At 66.1% G+C, this 20,401-nt stretch carries 18 protein-coding genes and 1 pseudogene; 10 read left to right on the top strand and 9 right to left on the bottom strand.

Annotated features, from left to right (window positions below; translation table 11 throughout):
* Positions 1 to 63: 63 nt before the first annotated feature.
* Together ACX9NE_RS06865 and ACX9NE_RS06860 are read right to left on the bottom strand one after the other, a co-directional pair.
* Positions 64 to 594, bottom strand: coding sequence for a pyridoxamine 5'-phosphate oxidase family protein (locus ACX9NE_RS06865; protein WP_459360944.1), 531 nt, complete (start codon positions 592 to 594; stop codon positions 64 to 66).
* 30 nt (positions 595 to 624) lie between these two features.
* Complete coding sequence (locus ACX9NE_RS06860; RefSeq protein ID WP_459360943.1) at positions 625 to 1,218, bottom strand: NUDIX domain-containing protein; 594 nt, start codon at positions 1,216 to 1,218, stop codon at positions 625 to 627.
* Positions 1,219 to 1,590: 372 nt separating this feature from the next.
* On the opposite strand from ACX9NE_RS06860, the gene ACX9NE_RS06855 reads away from it, so the two are divergent.
* Positions 1,591 to 3,327, top strand: coding sequence for an NAD-binding protein (locus ACX9NE_RS06855; RefSeq protein ID WP_459360942.1), 1,737 nt, complete (start codon positions 1,591 to 1,593; stop codon positions 3,325 to 3,327).
* On the opposite strand, the gene ACX9NE_RS06850 is transcribed toward ACX9NE_RS06855, so the two are convergent.
* Positions 3,328 to 4,206 carry an LLM class flavin-dependent oxidoreductase gene (locus ACX9NE_RS06850; RefSeq protein ID WP_459360941.1) on the bottom strand — a complete coding sequence of 293 codons (879 nt, stop codon included), beginning with the start codon at positions 4,204 to 4,206 and terminating at the stop codon, positions 3,328 to 3,330. It abuts the gene before it with no gap.
* 38 nt (positions 4,207 to 4,244) lie between these two features.
* Here ACX9NE_RS06850 and ACX9NE_RS06845 point away from each other — a divergent pair, with 38 nt between their 5' ends.
* Together ACX9NE_RS06845 and ACX9NE_RS06840 are read left to right on the top strand one after the other, a co-directional pair.
* Positions 4,245 to 4,658, top strand: a complete 414-nt coding sequence (locus ACX9NE_RS06845) for a VOC family protein (protein ID WP_459360940.1) — start codon at positions 4,245 to 4,247, stop codon at positions 4,656 to 4,658.
* Positions 4,659 to 4,821: 163 nt separating this feature from the next.
* Positions 4,822 to 5,217: a VOC family protein gene (locus ACX9NE_RS06840; protein ID WP_459360939.1), complete on the top strand. Its 396-nt coding sequence runs from the start codon at positions 4,822 to 4,824 to the stop codon at positions 5,215 to 5,217.
* On the opposite strand, the gene ACX9NE_RS06835 is transcribed toward ACX9NE_RS06840, so the two are convergent.
* The 3 genes and pseudogenes from ACX9NE_RS06835 to cysD form a co-directional block, all read right to left on the bottom strand.
* The gene (locus ACX9NE_RS06835; protein WP_459360938.1) at positions 5,214 to 5,693 is read right to left on the bottom strand and encodes an Rrf2 family transcriptional regulator; all 480 of its coding nucleotides are present in this window, start codon (positions 5,691 to 5,693) and stop codon (positions 5,214 to 5,216) included. The genes ACX9NE_RS06840 and ACX9NE_RS06835 overlap by 4 nt on opposite strands.
* Positions 5,694 to 5,728: 35 nt before the next feature.
* Complete coding sequence (gene cysC, locus ACX9NE_RS06830; protein ID WP_459360937.1) at positions 5,729 to 7,573, bottom strand: adenylyl-sulfate kinase; 1,845 nt, start codon at positions 7,571 to 7,573, stop codon at positions 5,729 to 5,731.
* Positions 7,573 to 8,552: pseudogene (gene cysD / locus ACX9NE_RS06825) on the bottom strand (sulfate adenylyltransferase subunit CysD). Before cysD ends, cysC begins: the two are co-directional and overlap by 1 nt.
* A gap of 281 nt (positions 8,553 to 8,833) precedes the next feature.
* On the opposite strand from cysD, the gene ACX9NE_RS06820 reads away from it, so the two are divergent.
* From ACX9NE_RS06820 to ACX9NE_RS06810, 3 genes are read left to right on the top strand one after another with little or no spacing between them, the layout of a single operon-like run.
* Positions 8,834 to 9,316: an ATP-dependent zinc protease family protein gene (locus ACX9NE_RS06820; protein WP_459360936.1), complete on the top strand. Its 483-nt coding sequence runs from the start codon at positions 8,834 to 8,836 to the stop codon at positions 9,314 to 9,316.
* Positions 9,313 to 10,218, top strand: a complete 906-nt coding sequence (rimK, locus tag ACX9NE_RS06815; protein ID WP_459360935.1) for a 30S ribosomal protein S6--L-glutamate ligase — start codon at positions 9,313 to 9,315, stop codon at positions 10,216 to 10,218. The genes ACX9NE_RS06820 and rimK overlap by 4 nt, the downstream gene beginning before the upstream one ends.
* Positions 10,215 to 11,225: a succinylglutamate desuccinylase/aspartoacylase family protein gene (locus ACX9NE_RS06810; protein WP_459360934.1), complete on the top strand. Its 1,011-nt coding sequence runs from the start codon at positions 10,215 to 10,217 to the stop codon at positions 11,223 to 11,225. Before rimK ends, ACX9NE_RS06810 begins: the two co-directional genes overlap by 4 nt.
* 143 nt (positions 11,226 to 11,368) lie before the next feature.
* Here the strand turns inward: ACX9NE_RS06810 and ACX9NE_RS06805 are convergent, their stop codons facing one another.
* Positions 11,369 to 11,860 carry a beta-class carbonic anhydrase gene (locus ACX9NE_RS06805; RefSeq protein ID WP_459360933.1) on the bottom strand — a complete coding sequence of 164 codons (492 nt, stop codon included), beginning with the start codon at positions 11,858 to 11,860 and terminating at the stop codon, positions 11,369 to 11,371.
* Positions 11,861 to 12,042: 182 nt separating this feature from the next.
* Between ACX9NE_RS06805 and ACX9NE_RS06800 the strand changes: the two genes are divergently transcribed.
* From ACX9NE_RS06800 to ACX9NE_RS06785, 4 genes are read left to right on the top strand one after another with little or no spacing between them, the layout of a single operon-like run.
* A complete protein-coding gene (locus ACX9NE_RS06800) occupies positions 12,043 to 13,020 on the top strand; it encodes an ABC transporter permease (RefSeq protein WP_459360932.1) in 978 nt (325 codons plus the stop codon).
* Positions 13,017 to 13,916 carry an ABC transporter permease gene (locus tag ACX9NE_RS06795; RefSeq protein WP_459360931.1) on the top strand — a complete coding sequence of 300 codons (900 nt, stop codon included), beginning with the start codon at positions 13,017 to 13,019 and terminating at the stop codon, positions 13,914 to 13,916. Before ACX9NE_RS06800 ends, ACX9NE_RS06795 begins: the two co-directional genes overlap by 4 nt.
* Positions 13,913 to 15,748 (top strand): dipeptide ABC transporter ATP-binding protein, encoded by a 1,836-nt coding sequence (locus ACX9NE_RS06790; protein ID WP_459360930.1) that lies wholly within the window; start codon positions 13,913 to 13,915, stop codon positions 15,746 to 15,748. The genes ACX9NE_RS06795 and ACX9NE_RS06790 overlap by 4 nt, the downstream gene beginning before the upstream one ends.
* Positions 15,749 to 15,785: 37 nt before the next feature.
* Positions 15,786 to 17,426: an ABC transporter family substrate-binding protein gene (locus ACX9NE_RS06785; protein WP_459361111.1), complete on the top strand. Its 1,641-nt coding sequence runs from the start codon at positions 15,786 to 15,788 to the stop codon at positions 17,424 to 17,426.
* On the opposite strand, the gene ACX9NE_RS06780 is transcribed toward ACX9NE_RS06785, so the two are convergent.
* The gene (locus ACX9NE_RS06780) at positions 17,399 to 18,658 is read right to left on the bottom strand and encodes an alpha/beta hydrolase (RefSeq protein WP_459360929.1); all 1,260 of its coding nucleotides are present in this window, start codon (positions 18,656 to 18,658) and stop codon (positions 17,399 to 17,401) included. The two genes, ACX9NE_RS06785 and ACX9NE_RS06780, sit on opposite strands and share 28 nt — an antisense overlap.
* A gap of 69 nt (positions 18,659 to 18,727) precedes the next feature.
* Positions 18,728 to 20,308 (bottom strand): GMC family oxidoreductase, encoded by a 1,581-nt coding sequence (locus tag ACX9NE_RS06775; protein WP_459360928.1) that lies wholly within the window; start codon positions 20,306 to 20,308, stop codon positions 18,728 to 18,730.
* Positions 20,309 to 20,401: the final 93 nt, after the last annotated feature.

Genomic DNA, 20,401 nt, shown 5'->3' with positions numbered 1-20,401 from the left:
CCCATCCTGACCATGCTCTCGGTCGCAGGACGCAACCCGATATCGACGCGGAAACGATCCCACTCAACCCAATTCGAACTTGGTCGCGCCGAATGGCTCGGATGTTCCCAGCGCGAACACTGTGGACGGTCGCACCCGGTACAGATGCCACGGCGCCGGACCCGCCGACGGCGCGCTGAACGGCGCGGTGAGCGCATCGCCGTCCACCTCCGCAGGCCAGCCGTCTGCGGCGAAGATTTCTGCCAAGCGGGATAATTCGTCCCGATCGGTGACGCGTTCGGCGACTCCTTCGATGACGAGATCGAATGGCTCGGTGGCGACGCTGATGGTGCAGCGGGAATCGCGGGCCAGGTTGCGGGACTTGCGGGTGGCCGGACCGGAGGTGAAATACCAGGTGCCGTTCGCCGGTTGCACGCCCACCGGCATCACGTGCGGGCTGCCGTCGGGATTGATGCTGGTCAGCCAGGTGGTGTGCCGGTGCGGGCCTCCGGTTCCCGGAGCCTGCGACAATTGGCTGTCCATGACGGCCTTGACACCGTCCCATTCAATAGGCGGTGTCCCGTAGCCGTCGAGATTGCGCCGTGTGATCGTCATACGGAGGTAGACCGCCGCCGGCGGGTCAACTCATCGGCCCCGCAACAGAAACAGGCCGTAGGCGGCGATCGACTGCGCGTCGGTGATCACCGCGTCGCACATCATCTGCTCGACGTGCTCGCGCGGAAACCAGGCGCTGCGCATGTCCTGCTCCTCGTGCTCACGTTCGGCGTGCCCCTCCGATATCCCGGTGGCCAGAAACACCCATCCGCGCTGACTGCTCATTCCGGGTGCGACGTCGAGGTGCCCGAGTACTTCGAACGATGCCGCCCGCAAACCGGTTTCCTCACGCAGCTCCCGTTCCGCGAGCGCGGCCGGTTCGAGGTCGGCCCGATCGGGGGCGGTGCCCTGGGGGAACTCCCACCGGCGCGCGGCAACCGGGTACCGGTATTGCTCTACCAACCGGAATCGCGTTCCGTCGTAGGGGATTACCAGCGCGTAGGTGGGCTTGTCCACCACGGCGTAGATGCCTCGGCTGCCGTCCGGGCGGCGGATGTCGTCTTCGCGCAGCACCATCCACTGGTTGCGATACGCCTCGCGTGAGGCGACGGTTTCGATGAAAGGCACACCACCAGTATCGCGACCGGTGACGTCGCAACCATGCGCTGGGACGGCCGGTGACATCGACGCCGCGTGACCGGCTGGTGCTGCTCACGATCGCGACGCGGTGAGTGGGACGACGCCAGGGGTATCGAGATGCCGGCTACGTTTGCCTTGGTTGCGCGAGGCCGGGTTCCCTCCTCGGCCCGCTGAGCTGGACACCGCGGTCCCCTGGCCGGACGCGCTCCGCGGTGCTGATGCACCGCAGCGCCGCAACCCGCCGGCGCCCACCTGGCCTGAGGCGGCAGCTGCGCGCGTGCAATTGCAGGTCGTCGCACTGGCGACAAAGATGAGTTCCGGTGCGGCGCTCGGGCGCGTCGTGCTGGCGTTGACAGGAGCGGTGGCCGATAGTCATTGCAAGCCGGACGGCGCCCGTGTCATCAGGAGTGGGTGTTCATGCGGGACAATTCATGGCGGAGCGGGCGGGACATGGTGCGCCACATCATTGTCAGCGGTGACGACGCGCTGGCAGCAACGATCATCGAGGAACTCAACAAGGTCGGCGCCAATGTCGTGATGCTGACTGGCGATAACCTTGCCGGGGTCGATCTCGCGCACGCCGACGCAGTGGTGTGCGTCGGCGACGACGACGCCAAGAACCTCGAAATTGCCCTGCTGGCAAGGAAAGCCAATCCGCAAGTGCGGGTGGTGGCACGGCTGGCCAACGACGTGCTGCGCGAGGCGATGGCCGCCGGCAACGGGCCGGGTGCGATCCTGGACGTCGCCGACCTCGCGGCACCCTCGGTGGTCGAATCGGTTCTGGCCTACACCGCGCACCCGTTCGAAGCGGCCGGCATTGAGTTCGTGGTCTCACGGTCCGAAGCGCCGCGGGATGCGACCCTGCGCGAGATCTACGGAGACCTGGCGCCGGTGGCGGTAATCGCGGGTAAGGATTCTCCCGGTGCCGGCGAGGTGGTGGCGTGTCCGGGCCGGGATCTGGAGGTACGCGCCGGTGACTGCACGGTGATGATCGGCACCGCCGACGAGATAGCGGCTCGCGGCATTACGGTCCCCCGGCCCGTTCCGAATCGCCCCGGCCGGCCTCGGATGCACCGTGGCATCGACGCCGTGCGCACCGTGCGCGACGAAGTGAACCCCATGTTCTTTCGGATGCTGGCGGCGGCGCTCGCGTTGCTGGTGGGGTCGACCGTGGTGTTGCGCTTCTGCTATCAGAGGCCGGGCATGAATTGGATCGACGCGCTCTACTTCACCACCGAAACGATCGCGACGGTGGGTTACGGCGACTTCAGCTTCGCGAACCAGCCGATCTGGCTGCGGCTGTTCAGCATCAGCTTGATGTTCGCCGGGGTGACCACCACCGCCCTGCTGGTGGCTTTCGTCGCCGACCTGTTGCTGTCGCGGCGGTTCGTGCGCTCGGCCGGGCGCTCGCTGGTGCGCCACATGCGCAATCACATCATCGTCGTCGGACTGGGGTCCTTCGGCAGCCGAGTGGTCAGTGACCTGATCGCGGCCGGTCGCGATGTCGCCGTCATCGAACTCGACGAGAACAACCGGTACCTGGCGTCGGCGGCCGAACTCGACGTGCCGGTGATCTTCGGCGACGCGACACTGCGCCAGACGCTGGAATATGCGGGGATCGAAAAAGCCCGCGCGGTAGCCGTTTTGACCCAGGATGACATGGTCAACATCGAGGTGGGAATCGTCTTGCGGGAGATGCTGGGCACCCACTCGCAACGCAAGCTGCACCGCAAAGACGTTCCGCTGGTGCTGAGGGTTTACGACCGGGGCCTGGGGTCAGCGGTGGCGCAGCGGTTCGGATTCGACAACGTCCGCTCGACGGTCGACCTGGCGGCGCCCTGGTTCATCGGCGCCGCGATGGGACTGCAGGTCCTGGGGACGTTTTCCGTCGGGCAACGCTCGTTCATGGTGGGCGGCATGCACGTCGCGTCCGGCAGCGAGCTGGACGGCCTGCCCATGCATGAGCTGTCCACGCAAACGCGCGTCATCGCGATCACTCAGCCCGACGGACAGGTCAAGCTGCACCCGCGCCGCGACGCACGCCTGGAGGGGGGCGACACCGTCTACCTGGTTGGCCCCTACCGCGAACTGCTGGCCACCCTGCGCAAGGGACGGCCGTCGGAACAGTCGGCCGACAAGGTGCGGGCAGGCTGACTACAACGCGGCGACGACGTCGGCCGCGCGGCGTAACTGCTCGATATCCGAGCTGGTGGGAATGAGCTGCACTTCGTGCGTCCCGATGTCGGCGAACCTGCGCAGCACCGCGACCAGTTCGTCCTCGGTCCCGGCCCATCCGGTCATCGGCGCCATCGCGTCGACGTACTCGGCGGGGATCCAGTTCATGTAGCGCCGCAGATGCCGGTGCACCTGCCCGCGGGCTTCGTCGGCCGGACCGAATGCGAACCAGAACGAGGTCGTCAGGTGGGGTGGCGGTTTGCCGGCCTCGGCCCACGCGGTGCGCGCCACATCGAACAGCTCGTTCTGCTTGGCGACGTCCAGATCCAGAGTCGTTCCGGCCATTCCTTCGGCCCAGGCGGCGGCGCTGCGCACCGTCTTGGGTCCGATGGTGCCGACATGCAGCGGCGGGCCACCGATCTGCACGGGCGAGGGGCCGACCGGCCGCACCGACTCAGTGGTCTTCTCGCCGGCCCACACCCGTTTCATCACCGCAACCCGTTCGGCCATGCCGCGGATCGTCTGCGTCTTGGGGTCGGCACCGACGGCGTGGTAGTCCTCGTGCCGGCCCCCGACCCCGATCCCCACCGTCAGTCGCCCGCCGCTGAGCATGTCGCCCGTCGCCAGCCCCTTCGCCAGCATCACCGGGTCGTGCAGCTGCGGCACGATCACCGTCGTCACCAGTCGCACTCGCTGCGTCCAGGCGGATATCGCACCCAGCAGCGTCAGGCTGTCCGGATTGTCGAAGGCGATGCGCTCCCCCCAGCACAGAGACGAGAACGGACCTTCGTCGATCGCTTGCGCCCACTGCGGCAGCAGCGCCGCATCGAGGTCGGGCTCCATCACGGGCATCGTCATACCTATCTGCACCTCAGTGATTCTGGCAGCATGGGTCAATGGCCTTAACCAGCACGTCGATCGCGCACGTCCGGCTCACCGTGACCGACATCGAGCGATCCCGACGGTTCTACGAAAGCGTGTTCGACTGGCCGGTGCTGATCGAAGCGCCCGACAATGCCGACGAGGCGACCCGCCGCAGGTTGGGCTTCCTGTTCGGTGGGGTCATCTACGACATGGGCGGTGCGCTGCTGGGCTTGCGACCGGTGGCCGACGACCGTTTCGACGAGAACCGGTGCGGGTTGGACCACATCGCCTTCCGGGCCAGCACCAAAGCCGAATTAGACTCTGCCGCAGAACATCTCGACGAGCTAGGTATCGCACACCAGCCGATCAAGGACATCGGGCCGTCCTACATCTTGGAGTTCCGCGACCCGGACAACATCGCTTTGGAGCTCACGGCGCCGAAGTAGGTCGTTGCGGTCTTCGGTTGCGGCGAGGGTCCGCGAAATGCCGGCCACGGCGGCGTGTCGGCGGCAACACGCGGGCGCTCGCGACGGCCAAGGCCACGGCTGGACCGGCGATGGTCAGGCATATGTGCACGCTCGCCGCCGAGAGGGGAGGATGGCGAGGACTATGAGCATCAGTTTCAACCACACCATCGTCGCGTCCCGCGACAAGCGGGAATCCGCGGAGTTCCTCGCCGAATTGTTCGACCTGCCTGAGCCGACCCCGTTCGGCCCCTTCCTGGTTGTCGCGCTGGAGCACGGCGCCAGCCTGGACTACGCCGACGTCGCCGACGGCGACGAAATCCGCCCGCAGCATTACGCGTTCCTCGTTTCCGAAGCGGATTTCGACGCGATCTACCGCAAGATCGCAGCCCGCGGGTTGGCGCACTGGGCCGACCCGGGGGCGAGACGACCCGGCGAGATCAACACCCGCGACGGCGGCCGGGGGGTGTACTTCCGGGATCCGGGCGGGCACGCAATGGAGATCCTCACCCGACCCTACGGCTCGGGCCCGGACGGCTAGTGGCCGAAGGCACCGTGCCGTCGGCTCTCCTGATCGCGGTAGTCGTCGGCCATTCGCGCGACATGTTCGGGCAGGGTGCCGTTGGCAACGTCGGCCAGGCTCGTTTCTTCCAGTACCGACCGCATGCTGGCGCGCAACGCCCGCCACACGTCCGTCAGGCCGACGGTGGGGCCGGAGTAGGGCAGGTCACCGAGCCCGATGTCGCGGACGCTGGCCAGCGGCCCGTCGATGCAGCGCAAGACGTCGGCGATGCTGATTTCGGTCCCCGGACGGGCGAGTTCGTATCCGCCGTCCCGTCCCCGATGGCTGCGCACCAGGCGGTCGGTCCGCAGATTCGTCAAGATGTCGACGAGAAACTGCGGCGGAATGCCTTGCGCCTGGGCCAACTCGTCGGTCTTGACCAGGGTGCCGCTGGGGACCGTCGCGAGTTGGACCATCGCCCGCACGGCGTATTCCGCCTTGGCCGACATCCGCATGCCCGAGATTGTGCCACCCGCAACCGTCTCGCCGGCTACGCGCGCGCTTCCAGCATGTCGATCACACTCTGCGCCTGCTCTTCGACGCTACGGTCGGCGGTCAGCCGCAGATCGGGGTTCTTCGGCCGCTGATAAGGGCTGTCGATGCCGGTGAAGTGGGTGATCTCCCCGGCACGCGCTTTGGCGTACAGGCCCTTGGGGTCGCGCCGTTCGCACTCCTTGAGCGGGGTATCACAGAACACCTCGAAGAACTCAAATCCGGCGTCGTCGTGGACTTTCCGGGCCATCTGGCGGTGCTCGGCCAACGGGCTGATCGCCGGTACCAGCACAATCTGACCGGAATCGGCCAGCAGCGTGGCCACATGCGCCAGCCGGCGCAGGTTCTCCGCCCGGTCGGCCATGCTGAAGCCCAGGTCGGCGTTCAGGCCGTGCCTCAGGTTGTCGCCGTCGAGAACATAAGCGGGAACGCCCTTTTCGAGTAGCTTCTGTTCGATCAGCATGGCCACCGAGGACTTGCCCGCGCCGGACAAACCGGTGAGCCACACCGTCTTCCCCTGGGTCGCGCGATCACCGGCGGTGACCAACGATTTGTGTCTTACGGTGTTGGGGCTGGCATTCTGGGCCGCGACATCGCGCAGCACCATGCCGGCGGCCACCGTGCCGTTGTTGTCGGGGTCGATGAGGATGAAGGACCCGGTGCTGGCGTTGCGGGAGTACTCGTCGAGCAGCAGCGGCACCTGGGTGCGCAACGAAACCCGGCCGAGTTCGTTGAGTTTGAGCGCCGTCGCCGTCTTGTCGCGGTGCAGGGTGTTGACGTCCAGCCGGTAGTCCAGTCCGGTGATCCGCGCGCGCGTTGTCCGGGTGGTGTGTTTGATGACGTAATCCCGGCCGGGTTCGAGCGCCGACCCGTCGGCCATCCAGCACACGGTCGCATCGAACTGCTGGGTAACCCTGGGCTGATTGTTGGTGCGGGCGATCATGTCCCCGCGTGAAATGTCGATGTCGTCAGTCAGGCTCACCGAGACGGCCATCGGCGGAAATGCTTCTGCCACCGGCCCGTTCGGCCCTTCGATCGCGGCGATCCGGGTGGTCTTGGCGACGGGCAGCACCACCACGTCGTCGCCTGGGCGCATCACGCCGCTGGCCACGGTGCCGGCATAGCTGCGGTGGTCCTGATGCTCAAGGGTGTGCGGGCGGATGACGTACTGAACGGGGAACCGCACGTCCACCAGGTTGCGGTCACCGGCGATAAACACCTCTTCGAGGTGGGACAGCAGTGCCGGTCCCTCATACCAGGGCGTCTGGCCAGACTTGGTCACCACATTGTCGCCGTGTAGCGCGGAGATGGGGATGGTGGCGACGTCCTGCACGTCCAGACGTGCCGCGAAGGCGTGGAAGTCGTCCCGGATCGCCTCGAATTGCTCTTTGTCCCAACCGATCAGATCCATCTTGTTGACGGCAAGCACGATGTGCTGGATGCCCAGCAACGACGCCAGGAATGCGTGCCGGCGCGACTGCTCCAGCAGGCCGTGTCGCGCATCGACGAGCACGATCACCAATTGCGCTGTCGAGGCGCCGGTCACCATGTTGCGGGTGTACTGGATGTGCCCGGGAGTGTCGGCGATGATGAATTTCCGCTTGGGAGTGGCGAAATAACGGTACGCGACGTCGATGGTGATGCCCTGCTCGCGCTCGGCGCGCAGGCCGTCGGTGACCAACGCGAGGTCGGTGTACTCGTGACCGCGGTCCTTCGAGGTCTTCTCGACGGCCGCCCACTGGTCCTCCATCACCGCCTTGGAGTCGTAGAGCAACCGTCCGATCAGCGTCGACTTGCCGTCGTCGACCGAGCCCGCGGTGGCAAGGCGCAACAGTGTCGTCATCAGAAGTACCCCTGCCGCTTCCGGTCTTCCATGCCGGCCTCCGATATCCTGTCGTCCGCCCTGGTGGCTCCGCGTTCTGTCAATCGTGACACCGCGGTCTCGGCGATGACCTCCGACACGGTGGCGGCTTCGGATTCCACACATCCGGTGCACGTGACGTCGCCGACGGTGCGGAACCGCACCGAGGCCTCGAACACCTCTTCGTCCGCGCGCGGCTGCAGGTGCCGGTGCACGGCCAGCAGCATTCCGTCGCGCTGAAATACCTTGCGCCGGTGAGCGAAATAGATCGACGGCAACCTGACCTTCTCGGCGCCGATGTAGGACCAGATGTCGAACTCGGTCCAGTTGGACAGGGGGAAGACCCGGATGTGCTCGCCCTTGTGGTGGCGCCCGTTGTAGAGGTTCCACAGTTCGGGTCGCTGCGCCTTCGGGTCCCACTGACCGAACTCGTCGCGGAAGCTGAACACCCGCTCCTTGGCCCGCGCCTTTTCCTCGTCGCGGCGGGCGCCGCCGAACGCCGCGTCGAACTTGTTCTCGGCGATGGCGCGCAGCAGCGTCACGGTCTGCAGCGGATTGCGCGAGGGGATGGTCTCCACCACCCGCCCGGCGTCGATGTCGTCCTGCACCGAGGCCACCACCAGGCGCACCCCGGCTTCGGCGACCAGCTCGTCGCGGGTCTGCAGGACCTCGTCGAAATTGTGGCCGGTGTCCACGTGCATCACCGGGAACGGCGGCCGGCCGGGCCGAAAAGCCTTGAGCGCCAGGTGCAGCATGACGATCGAGTCCTTGCCGCCGGAGAACAGCAGCACCGGTCGCTCGAACTCGGCGGCCACTTCCCGGATGATATGAATCGCCTCGGCCTCGAGCGAGCGCAGATGGCTCAGTTCGTATTGCCCGGCGGCGGGGCCGGTAGTGACGTCGGTACTCATGCGCCTCATATCCCGGTTAAGTTGGTTGAATTGACCGTAATTGCGGTAATGCCAATAATAGAACCAGTCACCAATGGCAGTGTCAATGATGGCTGGCGAGCAGACGCGAACTCGCACGATTTGGGCACAAATCGTGCGAGTTCGCGCCTGCTCGCGCCCCCGTGCGCGGGTGGTCGCGGTGGCATCGAGGACGCGCCGGGACAGAGTCCGTGGGGCGCACGGGTTCTCGCCGGTGCGGGTGATAGATTCCGGCTGCTACCCCACGCCGATGTGATCGCGCGGTCCTCGGCGCTCCTGTCCAACGCGGTTCCGGTCGGAGTCTTACACGTCCATGGCGGGCAACATCGACAATGGGGAATGCACGCTGCTCGGATGGCGAGAGTGGGTGTCGCTTCCCGACCTGGGGATCGAACACATCAAGTGCAAGGTGGACACCGGTGCGCGGACTTCCGCGCTGCACGCGTTCTTTGTCGAGCCGCTGGTCGAGAACGGGCGGCGACGGGTGCGATTCGGCATGCGTCCGCTGCAGCACGCGAGCATCGAACAGATCTGCTTTGCCGATGTCCTGGACGAGCGCGTGGTCGCCGATTCGGGCGGGCACCGGGAGCAACGCTTCGTCATCGAGACCACGGTCGAGGTATTCGGCGAGCGCTTCCTTGCCGAGATCACGCTCACCGACCGAGAGACAATGCGCTTCCGGATGCTGCTCGGGCGCACGGCGCTGCGCGGACGCTTCCACGTCGACCCGTCCCGCTCCTACCTGTCAGGACGCCCGCGTCTTGGCGCCCACCGACTGCCGGGGGAACGGCGATGAGAATCGCGATCTTGTCCCGCAACCCGAAGCTGTACTCGACCCGGCGGCTGGTCGAGGCCGCCGAAAATCGCGCGCACGACGTTGTGGTACTCGACCACCTCAAGTGCTACATGGACATCGCCTCGCACGATCCCGCGGTCCACTACCGCGGTGAGGAGCTCGAGTCCTTCGACGCGGTGATCCCCCGGATCGGCGCGTCGGTGACGTTCTACGGCTCGGCCGTGGTGCGTCAGTTCGAGATGATGGGGACGTACTGCCTGAACGAGTCGGTCGCGATCACCCGCTCGCGCGACAAGCTGCGTTCGCTGCAGATCCTGGCGCGGGCGGGGATCGGCCTGCCGGTTACCGCCTTCGCGCATTCCACCGATGCCACCTCCGAGCTGATCGAGATCGTCGGCGGCGCACCGCTTGTGGTGAAGCTGCTCGAGGGCACCCAGGGCAAGGGCACCGTGTTGTGTGAGACACGCTCCGCGGCCGAGGCGATCATCGAGGCATTCCGCGGACTGAGGGCGAATTTTCTGGTTCAGGAGTACATCAAGGAGGCGCACGGCGCGGACGTCCGCTGCTTCGTGATCGGCAACAAGGTGGTCGCGGCGATGAAGCGCCAGGCCAAGGCCGGCGAGTTCCGCTCGAATCTGCACCGGGGCGGTGCCGCGTCGCTCGTCCGGCTCACACCTGAGGAGCGTTCGACCGCGGTGCGCGCCGCGCAGCGCCTGGGCTTGAACGTGTCCGGCGTCGACATCCTGCGCTCGAACCATGGACCCGTGGTGCTCGAGGTCAATTCCTCGCCCGGCCTCGAAGGCATCGAAGAAGCGACCAAGCGCGACGTCGCCAAGCTGATCATCGAGTTCATCGAGAAGCACGCCCGGCACGGCAAGACCAACACGCGGGGCAAAGGTTGAGCGCCGACCTGCTGATCGGCGGCGAGTCGATCGCGCCCGGCACCCGCGCCACTGTCGAGCTACCGATCCCGCAGCTTTACACACACACGCCGCTGACAATGCGGGTGCAGGTGATACGCGGCCGGCGGGACGGCCCGCGACTGTTCGTGTGCGCCGCGGTGCACGGCGACGAGCTCAACGGCGTCGAGATCATCCGCCGCCTGCTGCGTCGGCCTGCGCTGGCGAAGCTGCGCGGGACGCTGATCGCGATACCGATCGTGAATGTCTATGGGGTGCTGCACCACTCGCGCTACCTACCCGACCGGCGCGACCTGAACCGCTCGTTCCCGGGCTCGGGGCGCGGTTCGCTGACGGCAAAACTCGCCGACCGGTTCATGACCGAGATCGTCGCCAATTGCACCCACGGCATCGACCTGCACACCGCGGCCATCCACCGCGACAACCTTCCGCAGATCCGCGGCAACCTCGACGACCCCGAGACCCTCGCGCTGGCCCGCAGCTTCGGAGTGCCGGTACTGATCAATGCGGCGGTCCGCGACGGCTCGCTGCGCGAGGCGGCCGCAGCGTTGGGGATCCCGACGCTGCTCTATGAGGCGGGCGAGGCGCTGCGCTTTGCAGAGATGGCGATACGCCCTGGGGTGCAGGGCATCGTCAACGTGATGCGTGCGCTCGGCATGCTTGCGCCGCCACGCCGACACCGCGCCGGCGCCGAGCCGTTCGTGGCGCGTTCGAGCGCATGGGTGCGCGCGCCCGAGAGCGGCATGTTCCGCGCCGCCAAGCCGCTCGGCGCCCGAGTCGAGCGCGGCGAGCAGATCGGCACGATCAGCGATCCCTTCGGCGACGCCGAGATCGCGGTGAGCGCGGACCATTCCGGGCTGGTCATTGGGCGAAGCCAGCTGCCCATCGTCCACCAGGGTGATGCGCTGTTCCACGTCGCGCGTTTCGAAGACGTTGTCGAGGTAGCGCAGCATGTGGTGGACTTCCAGGCCGCCCACGACGACGGGTGATCGATGCTGCGGGGCGGGGCGCTCGGGCCGCGGCGCGCGAGCCGGGCCCCCGCGAGCAGGCGCCCGCGCGAGCCGGGCCCCCGCGAGCAGGCGCAAAATCGCGTTGGAGCACTGGCTCCAACGTGATTTTGTGTCTGCTCGGCCTAGAGGGTGACCTCTTCGAGCTTGCCGGTGGCGACGTCGAACACGAATCCGCGCAGCGACTCGTGCTTGGTGACGAAGGGACTGTGCTCGATCCGTCGCAGCGACTGGCGGACGTCCTCGGCGACGTCCGGAAAGGCCTCGGCCGCCCACGGCGGCTTGATGCCGGTCTCCTCCTGGATGCTGCGCTTGAAGTCGTCGTCGGTGAAGGTGAGCATCCCGCAGTCGGTGTGGTGGATCAGGATGATCTCCTTGGTGCCCAGCAATCGCTGGGAGATGGCCAGCGAACGGATCGCGTCGTCGGTGGCCACGCCGCCGGCGTTGCGGATGACGTGCGACTCCCCCTCGTTGATGCCCAGCACGCGATAGACGTCGATGCGGGCATCCATGCACGCCAGCACTGCGATGTGTTTGCTGGGCGGCAATGGCAGAGGCCCCTGGAAGCTGCTGGCGTAGGCGGCGTTGTTGGCCAGGTAATCGTCGGTAACAGTCACGCAGGGCTCCCTTGGTAATCGCGGAAAATCATTTGCTGCGCAGTTCGACAACCGCTGGATCTTAACAACTGCGCGGCGGCATTTCACCGGTGCGGATCAGCGGGATCGGAATGGCCGGGCCGCCCCACGACACGTTGGCCGCGGCTCGCTACCCTGTCCCCATGCGGCAGGGGTGGTAGGGAGTGACGCGTTTTCTGCTGCGCCGGCTACTCAAATACGTCGTGCTGCTGGCGCTGGCCACTTTTCTCACCTATTGCCTGACGTCGGTGACGTTTCACCCGCTTGAGGGCCTGATGCAGCGCAGTCCCCGGCCGCCGCAGTCCGTCATCGACGCGAAGGCCCACGATCTCGGCCTGGACCGGCCTATTCCGCTGCGCTACGCACACTGGGTATCGCGGGCGGTGCAGGGAGATTTCGGCAAGACCGTCACCGGTCAACCGGTAGGCACCGAGTTGGGCCGCCGTGTCGGGGTCAGTCTGCGGTTGCTCGTCGTGGGATCCGTGGTGGGCACGCTGCTGGGCATTGCGCTCGGAGCGTGGGGCGCGATTCGTCAGTATCGGTTCAGTGACCGCATGGTCACCATCATCGCCCTGTTGATCATCAGCACGCCGTCGTTCGTCATGGCCAACCTGCTGATCATCGGCGCGCTGCGGATCAACTGGGCGTTGGGCATCCAGCTCTTCGACTACACCGGCGAGACATCACCTGGTATCGACGACGGGACCTGGGCGGCCGTGGCGGACCGGCTGAAGCATCTGGTGCTGCCGACACTCACGCTGGTGCTCGGTGCCGCCGCCGGTTACAGCCGTTATCAACGCAACGCGATGCTCGACGTGCTCGGCCAGGATTTCATTCGCACCGCCCGCGCCAAGGGCCTGACACGCCGGCGCGCGTTGGTGAAGCACGGGCTGCGCACCGCCCTGATCCCCATGGCGACACTGTTCGCCTACAGCGTGGCCGGGCTGTTCGGCGGGGCCGTGTTCGTCGAGAAAATCTTCGGCTGGCACGGCATGGGCGAATGGACGATCCGGGGCGTCGCCACCCAGGACACCAACATCGTTGCCGCGATCACGCTCTTCTTGAGCACGGTCGTCCTGCTGGCGGGCCTGCTCTCCGACATCTTCTACGCGGCACTGGACCCGAGGGTACGAGTGTCATGACCGTCATCAAACAGACGACAGCGACGGAGTTCACCTCGCGGCGGACCCTGGTGCTGCGCAGGTTGCTGCGCAGCCGCTCCGCGATGGTCGCGCTGGCAATCCTGGTGCTGCTTTTCGTCGGCTGTTACCTGCTGCCCCCATTACTGCCGTACACCTACCAGGACCTGGATTTCGACGCATTGCTGCAGCCGCCGAACGGCCGGCACTGGCTGGGAACCAACGCGCTCGGACAAGACCTGCTCGCACAAACCCTGCGCGGGATGCAGAAGTCCATGCTGATCGGTGTCTGTGTAGCGGTGATCTCCACGGGTATCGCCGCAGCCGTAGGGTCGGTCGCGGGATATTTCGGTGGATGGCGCGACGGTGCGCTGATGTTCCTGGTCGACCTGATGCTGGTGATTCCGTCCCTCTACCTGATTCTGATCGTCTCGCCGCGAACCAAGAACTCGGCAAACATCATCTCGCTGATCCTGCTGCTGGCCGGCTTCGGGTGGATGGTCAGCTCGCGCATGGTGCGGGGCTTGACGATGAGCCTGCGGGAGCGCGAATTCATCCGCGCGGCAAGGTATATGGGTGTATCCAGCCGTCGGATCATCCTGCAGCACGTGTTACCCAACGTGGCGTCCATCCTGATCATCGACGCGACGTTGAACGTCTCGGCGGCCATTCTCGCCGAAACCGGCTTGAGCTACCTCGGTTTTGGTGTCCAACCGCCGGACGTTTCGCTGGGAACGCTGATCGCCGACAGCACCCAGTCGGCCACCACCTTTCCGTGGGTGTTCCTGGTACCGGCCGGGGTGCTGGTGCTGATTCTGTTCTGCGCCAACATCACCGGTGACGCACTCCGAGACGCTTTCGATCCCGCAGCCAAAAACCTGCGGCGTGGTGGCGCATGAGTCCAGTGCTCGAGGTGACCGACCTGGCCGTCACCTTCCCCACCGACAACGCTCCCGTGACCGCGGTACGTGGCATCAGTTATCGGGTCGACCCGGGTGAAGTGGTGGCCATGGTGGGCGAATCCGGTTCCGGTAAGTCGGCGGCGGCAATGGCGGCAGTGGGTCTGCTGCCGGATTACGCGCGGGTAAGCGGTTCGATTCGGCTGCAGGGCACCGAAGTGCTGGGGCTTGCCGACGGCGCCATGTCAAAGTTCCGTGGAAAGTCGATCGGCACGGTGTTCCAGGACCCCATGTCGGCACTGACGCCTGTCTACACCGTCGGCGATCAGGTCGCTGAGGCGATTCGAGTGCATCAGCCGCGTGTCTCCAGAAAGGCCGCCGGCCAGCGCGCGATCGAACTTCTCGAGCTGGTCGGCATTACGCAGCCCCATCAACGGGTCCGGGCCTTTCCACACGAGCTTTCCGGAGGTGAACGGCAACGCGTCGTCATCGCGATCGCCATCGCGAATGATCCCGATCTGTTGATCTGCGACGAACCCACCACCGCCCTCGACGTAACCGTGCAGGCCCAGATCCTTGAAGTGCTCAAGACGGCCCGCGACGTCACCGGCGCCGGGGTGCTCATCATCACCCACGACCTCGGGGTGGTCGCCGAGTTCGCCGACCGCGCACTGGTGATGTACGCCGGTCGAGTCGTTGAATCGGCCAGGGTGGCCGACCTGTACCGAGATCGCCAGATGCCCTACACGATCGGTCTATTGGGCTCGGTTCCGCACCTGGACGCCCCTCAGGGCACCCGATTGGTGCCGATACCGGGCGCTCCGCCGTCGCTCGTCGGATTGGATCCCGGATGCCCGTTCGCGCCGCGGTGTCCGTTGGTCATCGACGAATGCCTTAGCGCCGAACCGGAATTGGTCGAAGTCGGCGCCGATCATCGTGCCGCCTGCATTCGCACCGATCAGGCCGCCGGGCGAAGCGCCGCCGACATATACGGCGTCGACACCGCCGTGCGCGGCGCGACGATCGATACCTCGGAAGTCGTCGTCAAAGTGCGTGACCTGGTCAAGACGTTCCCGTTGACCAAGGGTGTGCTGCTCCGCCGCAACGTGGGCGAAGTCCGCGCGGTAGACGGTGTCAGCTTCGAACTGCTGCAGGGCCAGACGCTGGGCATCGTCGGTGAATCCGGTTCGGGCAAATCGACGACCTTGTACCAGATCCTGGAACTGACTGCGCCGCAATCCGGTTCGATCGAAATGCTTGGAGCGGACGTGGCCACCCTCAGCAAGGCAGATCGCCGATCACTGCGGCGCGACATCCAGTTGGTGTTTCAAGACCCTGCGGCATCGCTGGATCCGCGACTGCCGGTATTCGACCTGCTCGCCGAACCGTTGCTGGCCAACGGGTTCAACAAGAGCGACACCAACACTCGGGTAGCCGAACTATTGGAAACCGTGGGACTGCGCCGGGCCGACGCCGACCGGTACCCCGCTGAGTTCTCCGGTGGGCAGAAGCAGCGGATCGGCGTCGCACGTGCGCTGGCACTGCAGCCCAGAATTCTCGCCCTCGACGAACCGGTGTCGGCGCTTGACGTCTCGATTCAGGCCGGGATCATCAACCTCTTGCTGGACCTGCAGGACCGGTTCGGTTTATCGTATCTGTTTGTCTCCCATGATCTTTCAGTGGTCAAACACCTGGCCCATCGGGTGGTCGTGATGCATCGCGGCATCGTGGTCGAGCAGGGTGACAGCCAGGAGGTGTTCGGCAATCCGCAGCACGAGTACACCCGGGGCCTGTTGGGCGCGGTACCGCGAACGGAGGCGGGCAATGTCTGACCGCACCGGCCCGACGAACAGGGGCGGCCGTGCGGTCATGGCGTTTCTCATTGCTGCTCTGGTGCTGTCGGGGTGCGCGGGAGGTGTCTCGGTACCGCCGCCGGGGTCCGCGAACGCGGTGCTGGGCGGCGATAGCGACATCAACCCGCAGAATCCGGCGACGTTGCGCAGGGGCGGCGACTTGCGGTTGGCGCTCAGCGATTTCCCGCCCAACTTCAACGTCCTGCACATCGACGGCAACAGCGCCGAGACGGCGAGCTTGCTCAAACCTACTTTGCCCAGTGCGTTCACCATCGGACCGGACGGCTCGACGAGCGTCAACACCAACTACTTCACCAACGTGGAGCTCACCGGGACCAACCCGCAGGTGATCACCTACACCATCAATCCCAGGGCGGTCTGGTCTGACGGCACGCCGATCACGTGGCAGGACATTGCCAGCCAGATCCACGCCACCAGCGGTGCGGACAAGGCGTTCGAGATCGCCCTGACCAATGGCTCCGAACGCGTCGCCTCGGTTACCCGCGGTGTCGACGATCGGCAGGCCATCGTGACCTTCGCCAAGCCCTACGCCGAGTGGCGAGGCATGTTCGCCGGGAACGGGATGCTACTGCCCGCCAGCGTGACGGGCACCCCCGAAGCATTCAACAGCGGTTGGCTTGATGCACCGGCCCTATCCGCCGGCCCCTTCATCGTGTCCAAGCTGGACCGGGCCAAGCAGCGAATCACGTTGACCCGCAACCCTCGATGGTGGGGCCGGCAGCCGCTGTTGGATACCATCACATACCTGGTGCTCGATCCGTCTGCGGCGTTGCCCGCACTACAGAACAACACCATCGATGCCACCGGAGTCGGGTCGCTCGACCAACTCGTCATCGCCCAGCACACCAAGGGTATAGCGATCCGAAGCGCGTCGGCGCCCAGTTGGACCCATTTCACGATGAACGGCGCCACCGGCTCGATCCTGCACGATCGCGAGCTGCGGCTGGCGGTATGCAAGGGCATCGATCGAAAGACGATCGCTGATGTCGCATTGCACGGCCTCATCGCGAACCCGGTGCCCCTGAACAATCACGTATTCGTCGCCGGCCAGGAGGGATATCAGGACAACAGCCTTCCCTACGACCCCCAGCAGGCAAAACGGGACCTCGACTCGCTGGGCTGGAAGATGAACGGCGAATTTCGCGAGAAGAACGGGCAGCCGCTGGTGGTTCGCCTGCTGTTCTACGAATCACCTAACGCGAAGGTCTTCACCCAGATCGCTCAGCACAGCCTCGCCGAGATCGGTGTCAAACTCGAACTCCAGGGCCGCTCCGGCAGCGGCTTTTTCAGCAACTACGTCAACGTCGGCGACTTCGATATCGCGTTGTTCGGCTGGCAGGGCGACGCCTTCCCGCTGTCCGGACTGACCCAGATCTACGCGTCGTACGGGGACAGCAACTTCGGCAAGATCGGCAGCCCGCAGATCGATGCCAAGATCGAGCAGACGTTGGGGGAACTCGATCCCGGACGGGCCCGCGCGTTGGCCAACGACGTCGACCGCCTCGTGTGGGACGAAGGGTTCAGCCTGCCCATTATCCAGTCCCCTGGCACCGTCGCAGTCCGTAGTGATCTCGCGAACTTCGGCGCGCGGGGACTCGCCGACCTGGACTACACCGCGATCGGGTTCATGCGCTGATCCCGGTGCAGCAAGGGCGGCACCGCCGCCTCCACGGTGGCCGCCACGTCAATCGCCTTCCACAGCACGCGCATCGGCAGCCGCGCCGGGAGCGCGTCCAGCTCACGGGCGCGTCCGGCCAGCCCGCCGAATTCGCCGCGACAGACCGCGCCGGCGATCGCCAGGGTGGCCGGTTCACGAAAGTCCAGCGCGCTGTGCGCCATGGTGGGCATCCGCAACAGCACGGCGTTGGGCAACAGCGACGTCGCGCGCTCGGCCACTACCAACGGAGTGACGAGATCGCGGCCACCGCCGACCACCACCGTCGGCCAGCTGAACTTCGGCAGCTCCGCGATCAAGTCGTAGGGTTCGGCTTCGAAATCGGCTGTCATATCCAAGGTTTCGCGTACTGCCATGGCCGGATCGAGCGGCAGGCCGTCCGGCTCGGCGGCGTAGTCTAGTTCACGGAAGGCGATGCGGCTCACCAGATCGGCTTCGTACCGATATGGCACTTTGCGGCTGACGCCCATCGTGGTGAACCGAACCAACGCCCGCCACAACATCTTTCGTCCGTCAAGCAACAGGTCGAGTTGATGGTCGAGCATCGATGCGCCGCCGTAGCCGTACACCGTCGCCGCCACCTGTCCCGCTGATGGCGTCATCACCCCGGCTTCCACCAGGCGCCGAACCTTGGGCGCCAGGGAGACGGTTTCGGGGCTGTCGCCACCGAGCAGAACGCCGCGGATCGCATCACGCACGGCGACGATGTCATGGGCCGACAAGACCGGCGAGTCCAGGATCATCGCGTGCACCCGATGTGGATGGCGGACACCCACGCCCGCGGCGATATAGCTGCCGTAGGAGGAGCCGTAGATGACGGCGGAGTCCACGTGCGCGTCGTCGAGAACCGCGGCCACATCGTCGACCACCTGGTCGATCGTCAGCGCCTGCGGCGGCAGGTCGGCACCGGCGTCGTCGTGACGCGACATTCCCAGCCCGCGGTGCTCGATCATGATGACGTCCAGACCGGAGGCGGCCGCACGACGGCGAAAACCCTGATACAACCGCAGCGACGCCACCCCGGGGCCGCCCGGAATGACCACCAAGGGGTGCGCCGACTTGCGACCGGTACGCACGTAAAAGAGATCGAACTCCTCAGCGCTGCCCGGCGAGACGGGCCGGCGGACCGGGCGTACACCCGGCAGCTTCGCCAGCTTCTCGTGCACCCGGCGCCGTTTCGCGTTCATGGTCATCGGTGACAACCCGTCATGCGTGCCATTGTGCACAGAACGCCGGCGCCCGGCACGTCGGCTGGCTGTGGGTTAGCTTCGGATCAGGTCAGCGGCCTTTTCACCGATCAGCACCGATGGCGCATGGGTGTGTCCGCGGATCGTGCTCGGCATCACTGAGGCATCGGCGACCCGCAACCCGTCGACCCCGCGGACCTTGAGCTGCGGGTCAACCACACTGGCGCCGTCGCTGCCCATCCGGCAGGTACCCATCGGGTGATACAGCGTGTGCGAGCAGTCGTTGAGGGCGAGCTCGAGGGTCGCGTCGTCGAGCTCGCCGCAGTTTCGGGGCCGGACCACCGGTCCGAGCACGTCCCGCAACGACGGCGCCCGGGCAATCTCGGCACAGATCCGCAGCCCCACCATCATCGCGGCGCGATCTCTGGGATCGGAGAGGTAGCGCGGATCGATGACCGGTTTGTCGTGCGGATCGGCCGAGCGCAGTGTGATCTGACCGCGGCTTTCCGGTGCGACCAGGATCGGACCGAAGACGACTCCGTGCCCCGCGGCGGGCTGTAACGCCTCGTCGTAGAAGGGCGCGGGCGCGAAGATCAGCTCCAGATCGGGTAGCTCGAGTTCGGGCCGGCTGCGGACGAATCCGTACGCCTCACCGACATTGGAGGTGAGCATGCCGCGGCGCCGCAACAGATAGTTGAGCAACTGCTTGGGCTTCTCCGCGGCGAACAGCGTGTCGTCCTCGACGTCGAAGCCTACGGGTGTCACCAGGTGGTCGATCAGGTTCTGTCCCACCTCCGGTGCATGGTGCACGGTCTCGATGCCGTGCTCGGCGAGGTGGTCGCGATCTCCGATGCCGGAGAGCATGAGCAGTTGCGGGCTGTTGACGGCGCCGCCGCACAGCACCACTTCGCGACGGGCGTGCACCACGGCGGTTTGACCGGCCCGCTGGTATTCGACACCGACCGCCCTGCCGCCGTCGAAGAGGATCCGGGTGACCGTGGCGTCGGTGAGCAAGGTGAGGTTCTTGCGGCTCATCGCCGGCTTGAGGTAAGCGTCGGCGGTGCTGTAGCGGGCACCTCGGCGCTGAGTGACGACGGTTTCGCAAAAGCCCTCTGGCGATGTGGAATTCGGCCGCGCCGCGGGGTAGCCGCATTCGCGGGCGGCGGCCAGCCAGGCCGCGGTCAACGCTCGCGGACTGCGCTGACGGGAGATGTGCAGCGGGCCGGTGACCCCGCTGTCGTCACCGCTGACGAAATGCCATGCCGCGCTGACGTCCTCGATGCGGCGGTAGTACTCGAGGGCAGCCGCGCCGGACCATTGTTCGTCGGCTCGCTTGGCCCACTCGTCGTAGTCCGCGCTGAAGCCGCGCACCCACATCATGGCATTCATCGACGAACAACCGCCCAGGACTTTGCCTCGGGGCCAATAGATCTGACGTCCGTCGAGTCCAGGCTGAGGTTTGGTCAGGTAGTTCCAGTCGACCTCGCTGCGGAACAGCTTGGAGAAGACCGCGGGGATTCCGATGAACCTGTTGGTATCACCCGGCCCGGCTTCGAGCGCCACCACCTCGGTGGCCGGGTCGGCGGTGAGTCGATTGATCACGACGGCGCCGGCCGAGCCGGTGCCGATGACTACGTAGTCACGCTGGATGTCCATCGCCCATCCTGGTTTTCGGCCATCAGCCGGGCACTTGGGGTACGCCCCCGCAAGTGGGAGCGGCCCCCACCCGCTTGCGGGGACCGGGTCGCC

The sequence above is a fragment of the Mycobacterium sp. ML4 genome (genome assembly GCF_054515735.1).
Note: the sequence above shows the minus strand (reverse complement) of the source record. Positions and strands in the feature narration are given on the sequence as shown.

Coding starts and splice junctions, on each gene's coding strand:
- ACX9NE_RS06795 (WP_459360931.1), top strand. CDS start 13,017: ATGACCGTCATCAAACAGACGACAGCGACGGAGTTCACCTCGCGGCGG.
- ACX9NE_RS06775 (WP_459360928.1), bottom strand. CDS start 20,308: ATGGACATCCAGCGTGACTACGTAGTCATCGGCACCGGCTCGGCCGGC.
- rimK (WP_459360935.1), top strand. CDS start 9,313: ATGAGAATCGCGATCTTGTCCCGCAACCCGAAGCTGTACTCGACCCGG.
- cysC (WP_459360937.1), bottom strand. CDS start 7,573: ATGACGACACTGTTGCGCCTTGCCACCGCGGGCTCGGTCGACGACGGC.
- ACX9NE_RS06855 (WP_459360942.1), top strand. CDS start 1,591: ATGCGGGACAATTCATGGCGGAGCGGGCGGGACATGGTGCGCCACATC.
- ACX9NE_RS06860 (WP_459360943.1), bottom strand. CDS start 1,218: ATGTCACCGGCCGTCCCAGCGCATGGTTGCGACGTCACCGGTCGCGAT.
- ACX9NE_RS06840 (WP_459360939.1), top strand. CDS start 4,822: ATGAGCATCAGTTTCAACCACACCATCGTCGCGTCCCGCGACAAGCGG.
- ACX9NE_RS06790 (WP_459360930.1), top strand. CDS start 13,913: ATGAGTCCAGTGCTCGAGGTGACCGACCTGGCCGTCACCTTCCCCACC.
- ACX9NE_RS06865 (WP_459360944.1), bottom strand. CDS start 594: ATGACGATCACACGGCGCAATCTCGACGGCTACGGGACACCGCCTATT.
- ACX9NE_RS06845 (WP_459360940.1), top strand. CDS start 4,245: ATGGCCTTAACCAGCACGTCGATCGCGCACGTCCGGCTCACCGTGACC.
- ACX9NE_RS06780 (WP_459360929.1), bottom strand. CDS start 18,658: ATGACCATGAACGCGAAACGGCGCCGGGTGCACGAGAAGCTGGCGAAG.
- ACX9NE_RS06835 (WP_459360938.1), bottom strand. CDS start 5,693: ATGCGGATGTCGGCCAAGGCGGAATACGCCGTGCGGGCGATGGTCCAA.
- ACX9NE_RS06820 (WP_459360936.1), top strand. CDS start 8,834: ATGGCGGGCAACATCGACAATGGGGAATGCACGCTGCTCGGATGGCGA.
- ACX9NE_RS06850 (WP_459360941.1), bottom strand. CDS start 4,206: ATGACGATGCCCGTGATGGAGCCCGACCTCGATGCGGCGCTGCTGCCG.
- ACX9NE_RS06785 (WP_459361111.1), top strand. CDS start 15,786: ATGGCGTTTCTCATTGCTGCTCTGGTGCTGTCGGGGTGCGCGGGAGGT.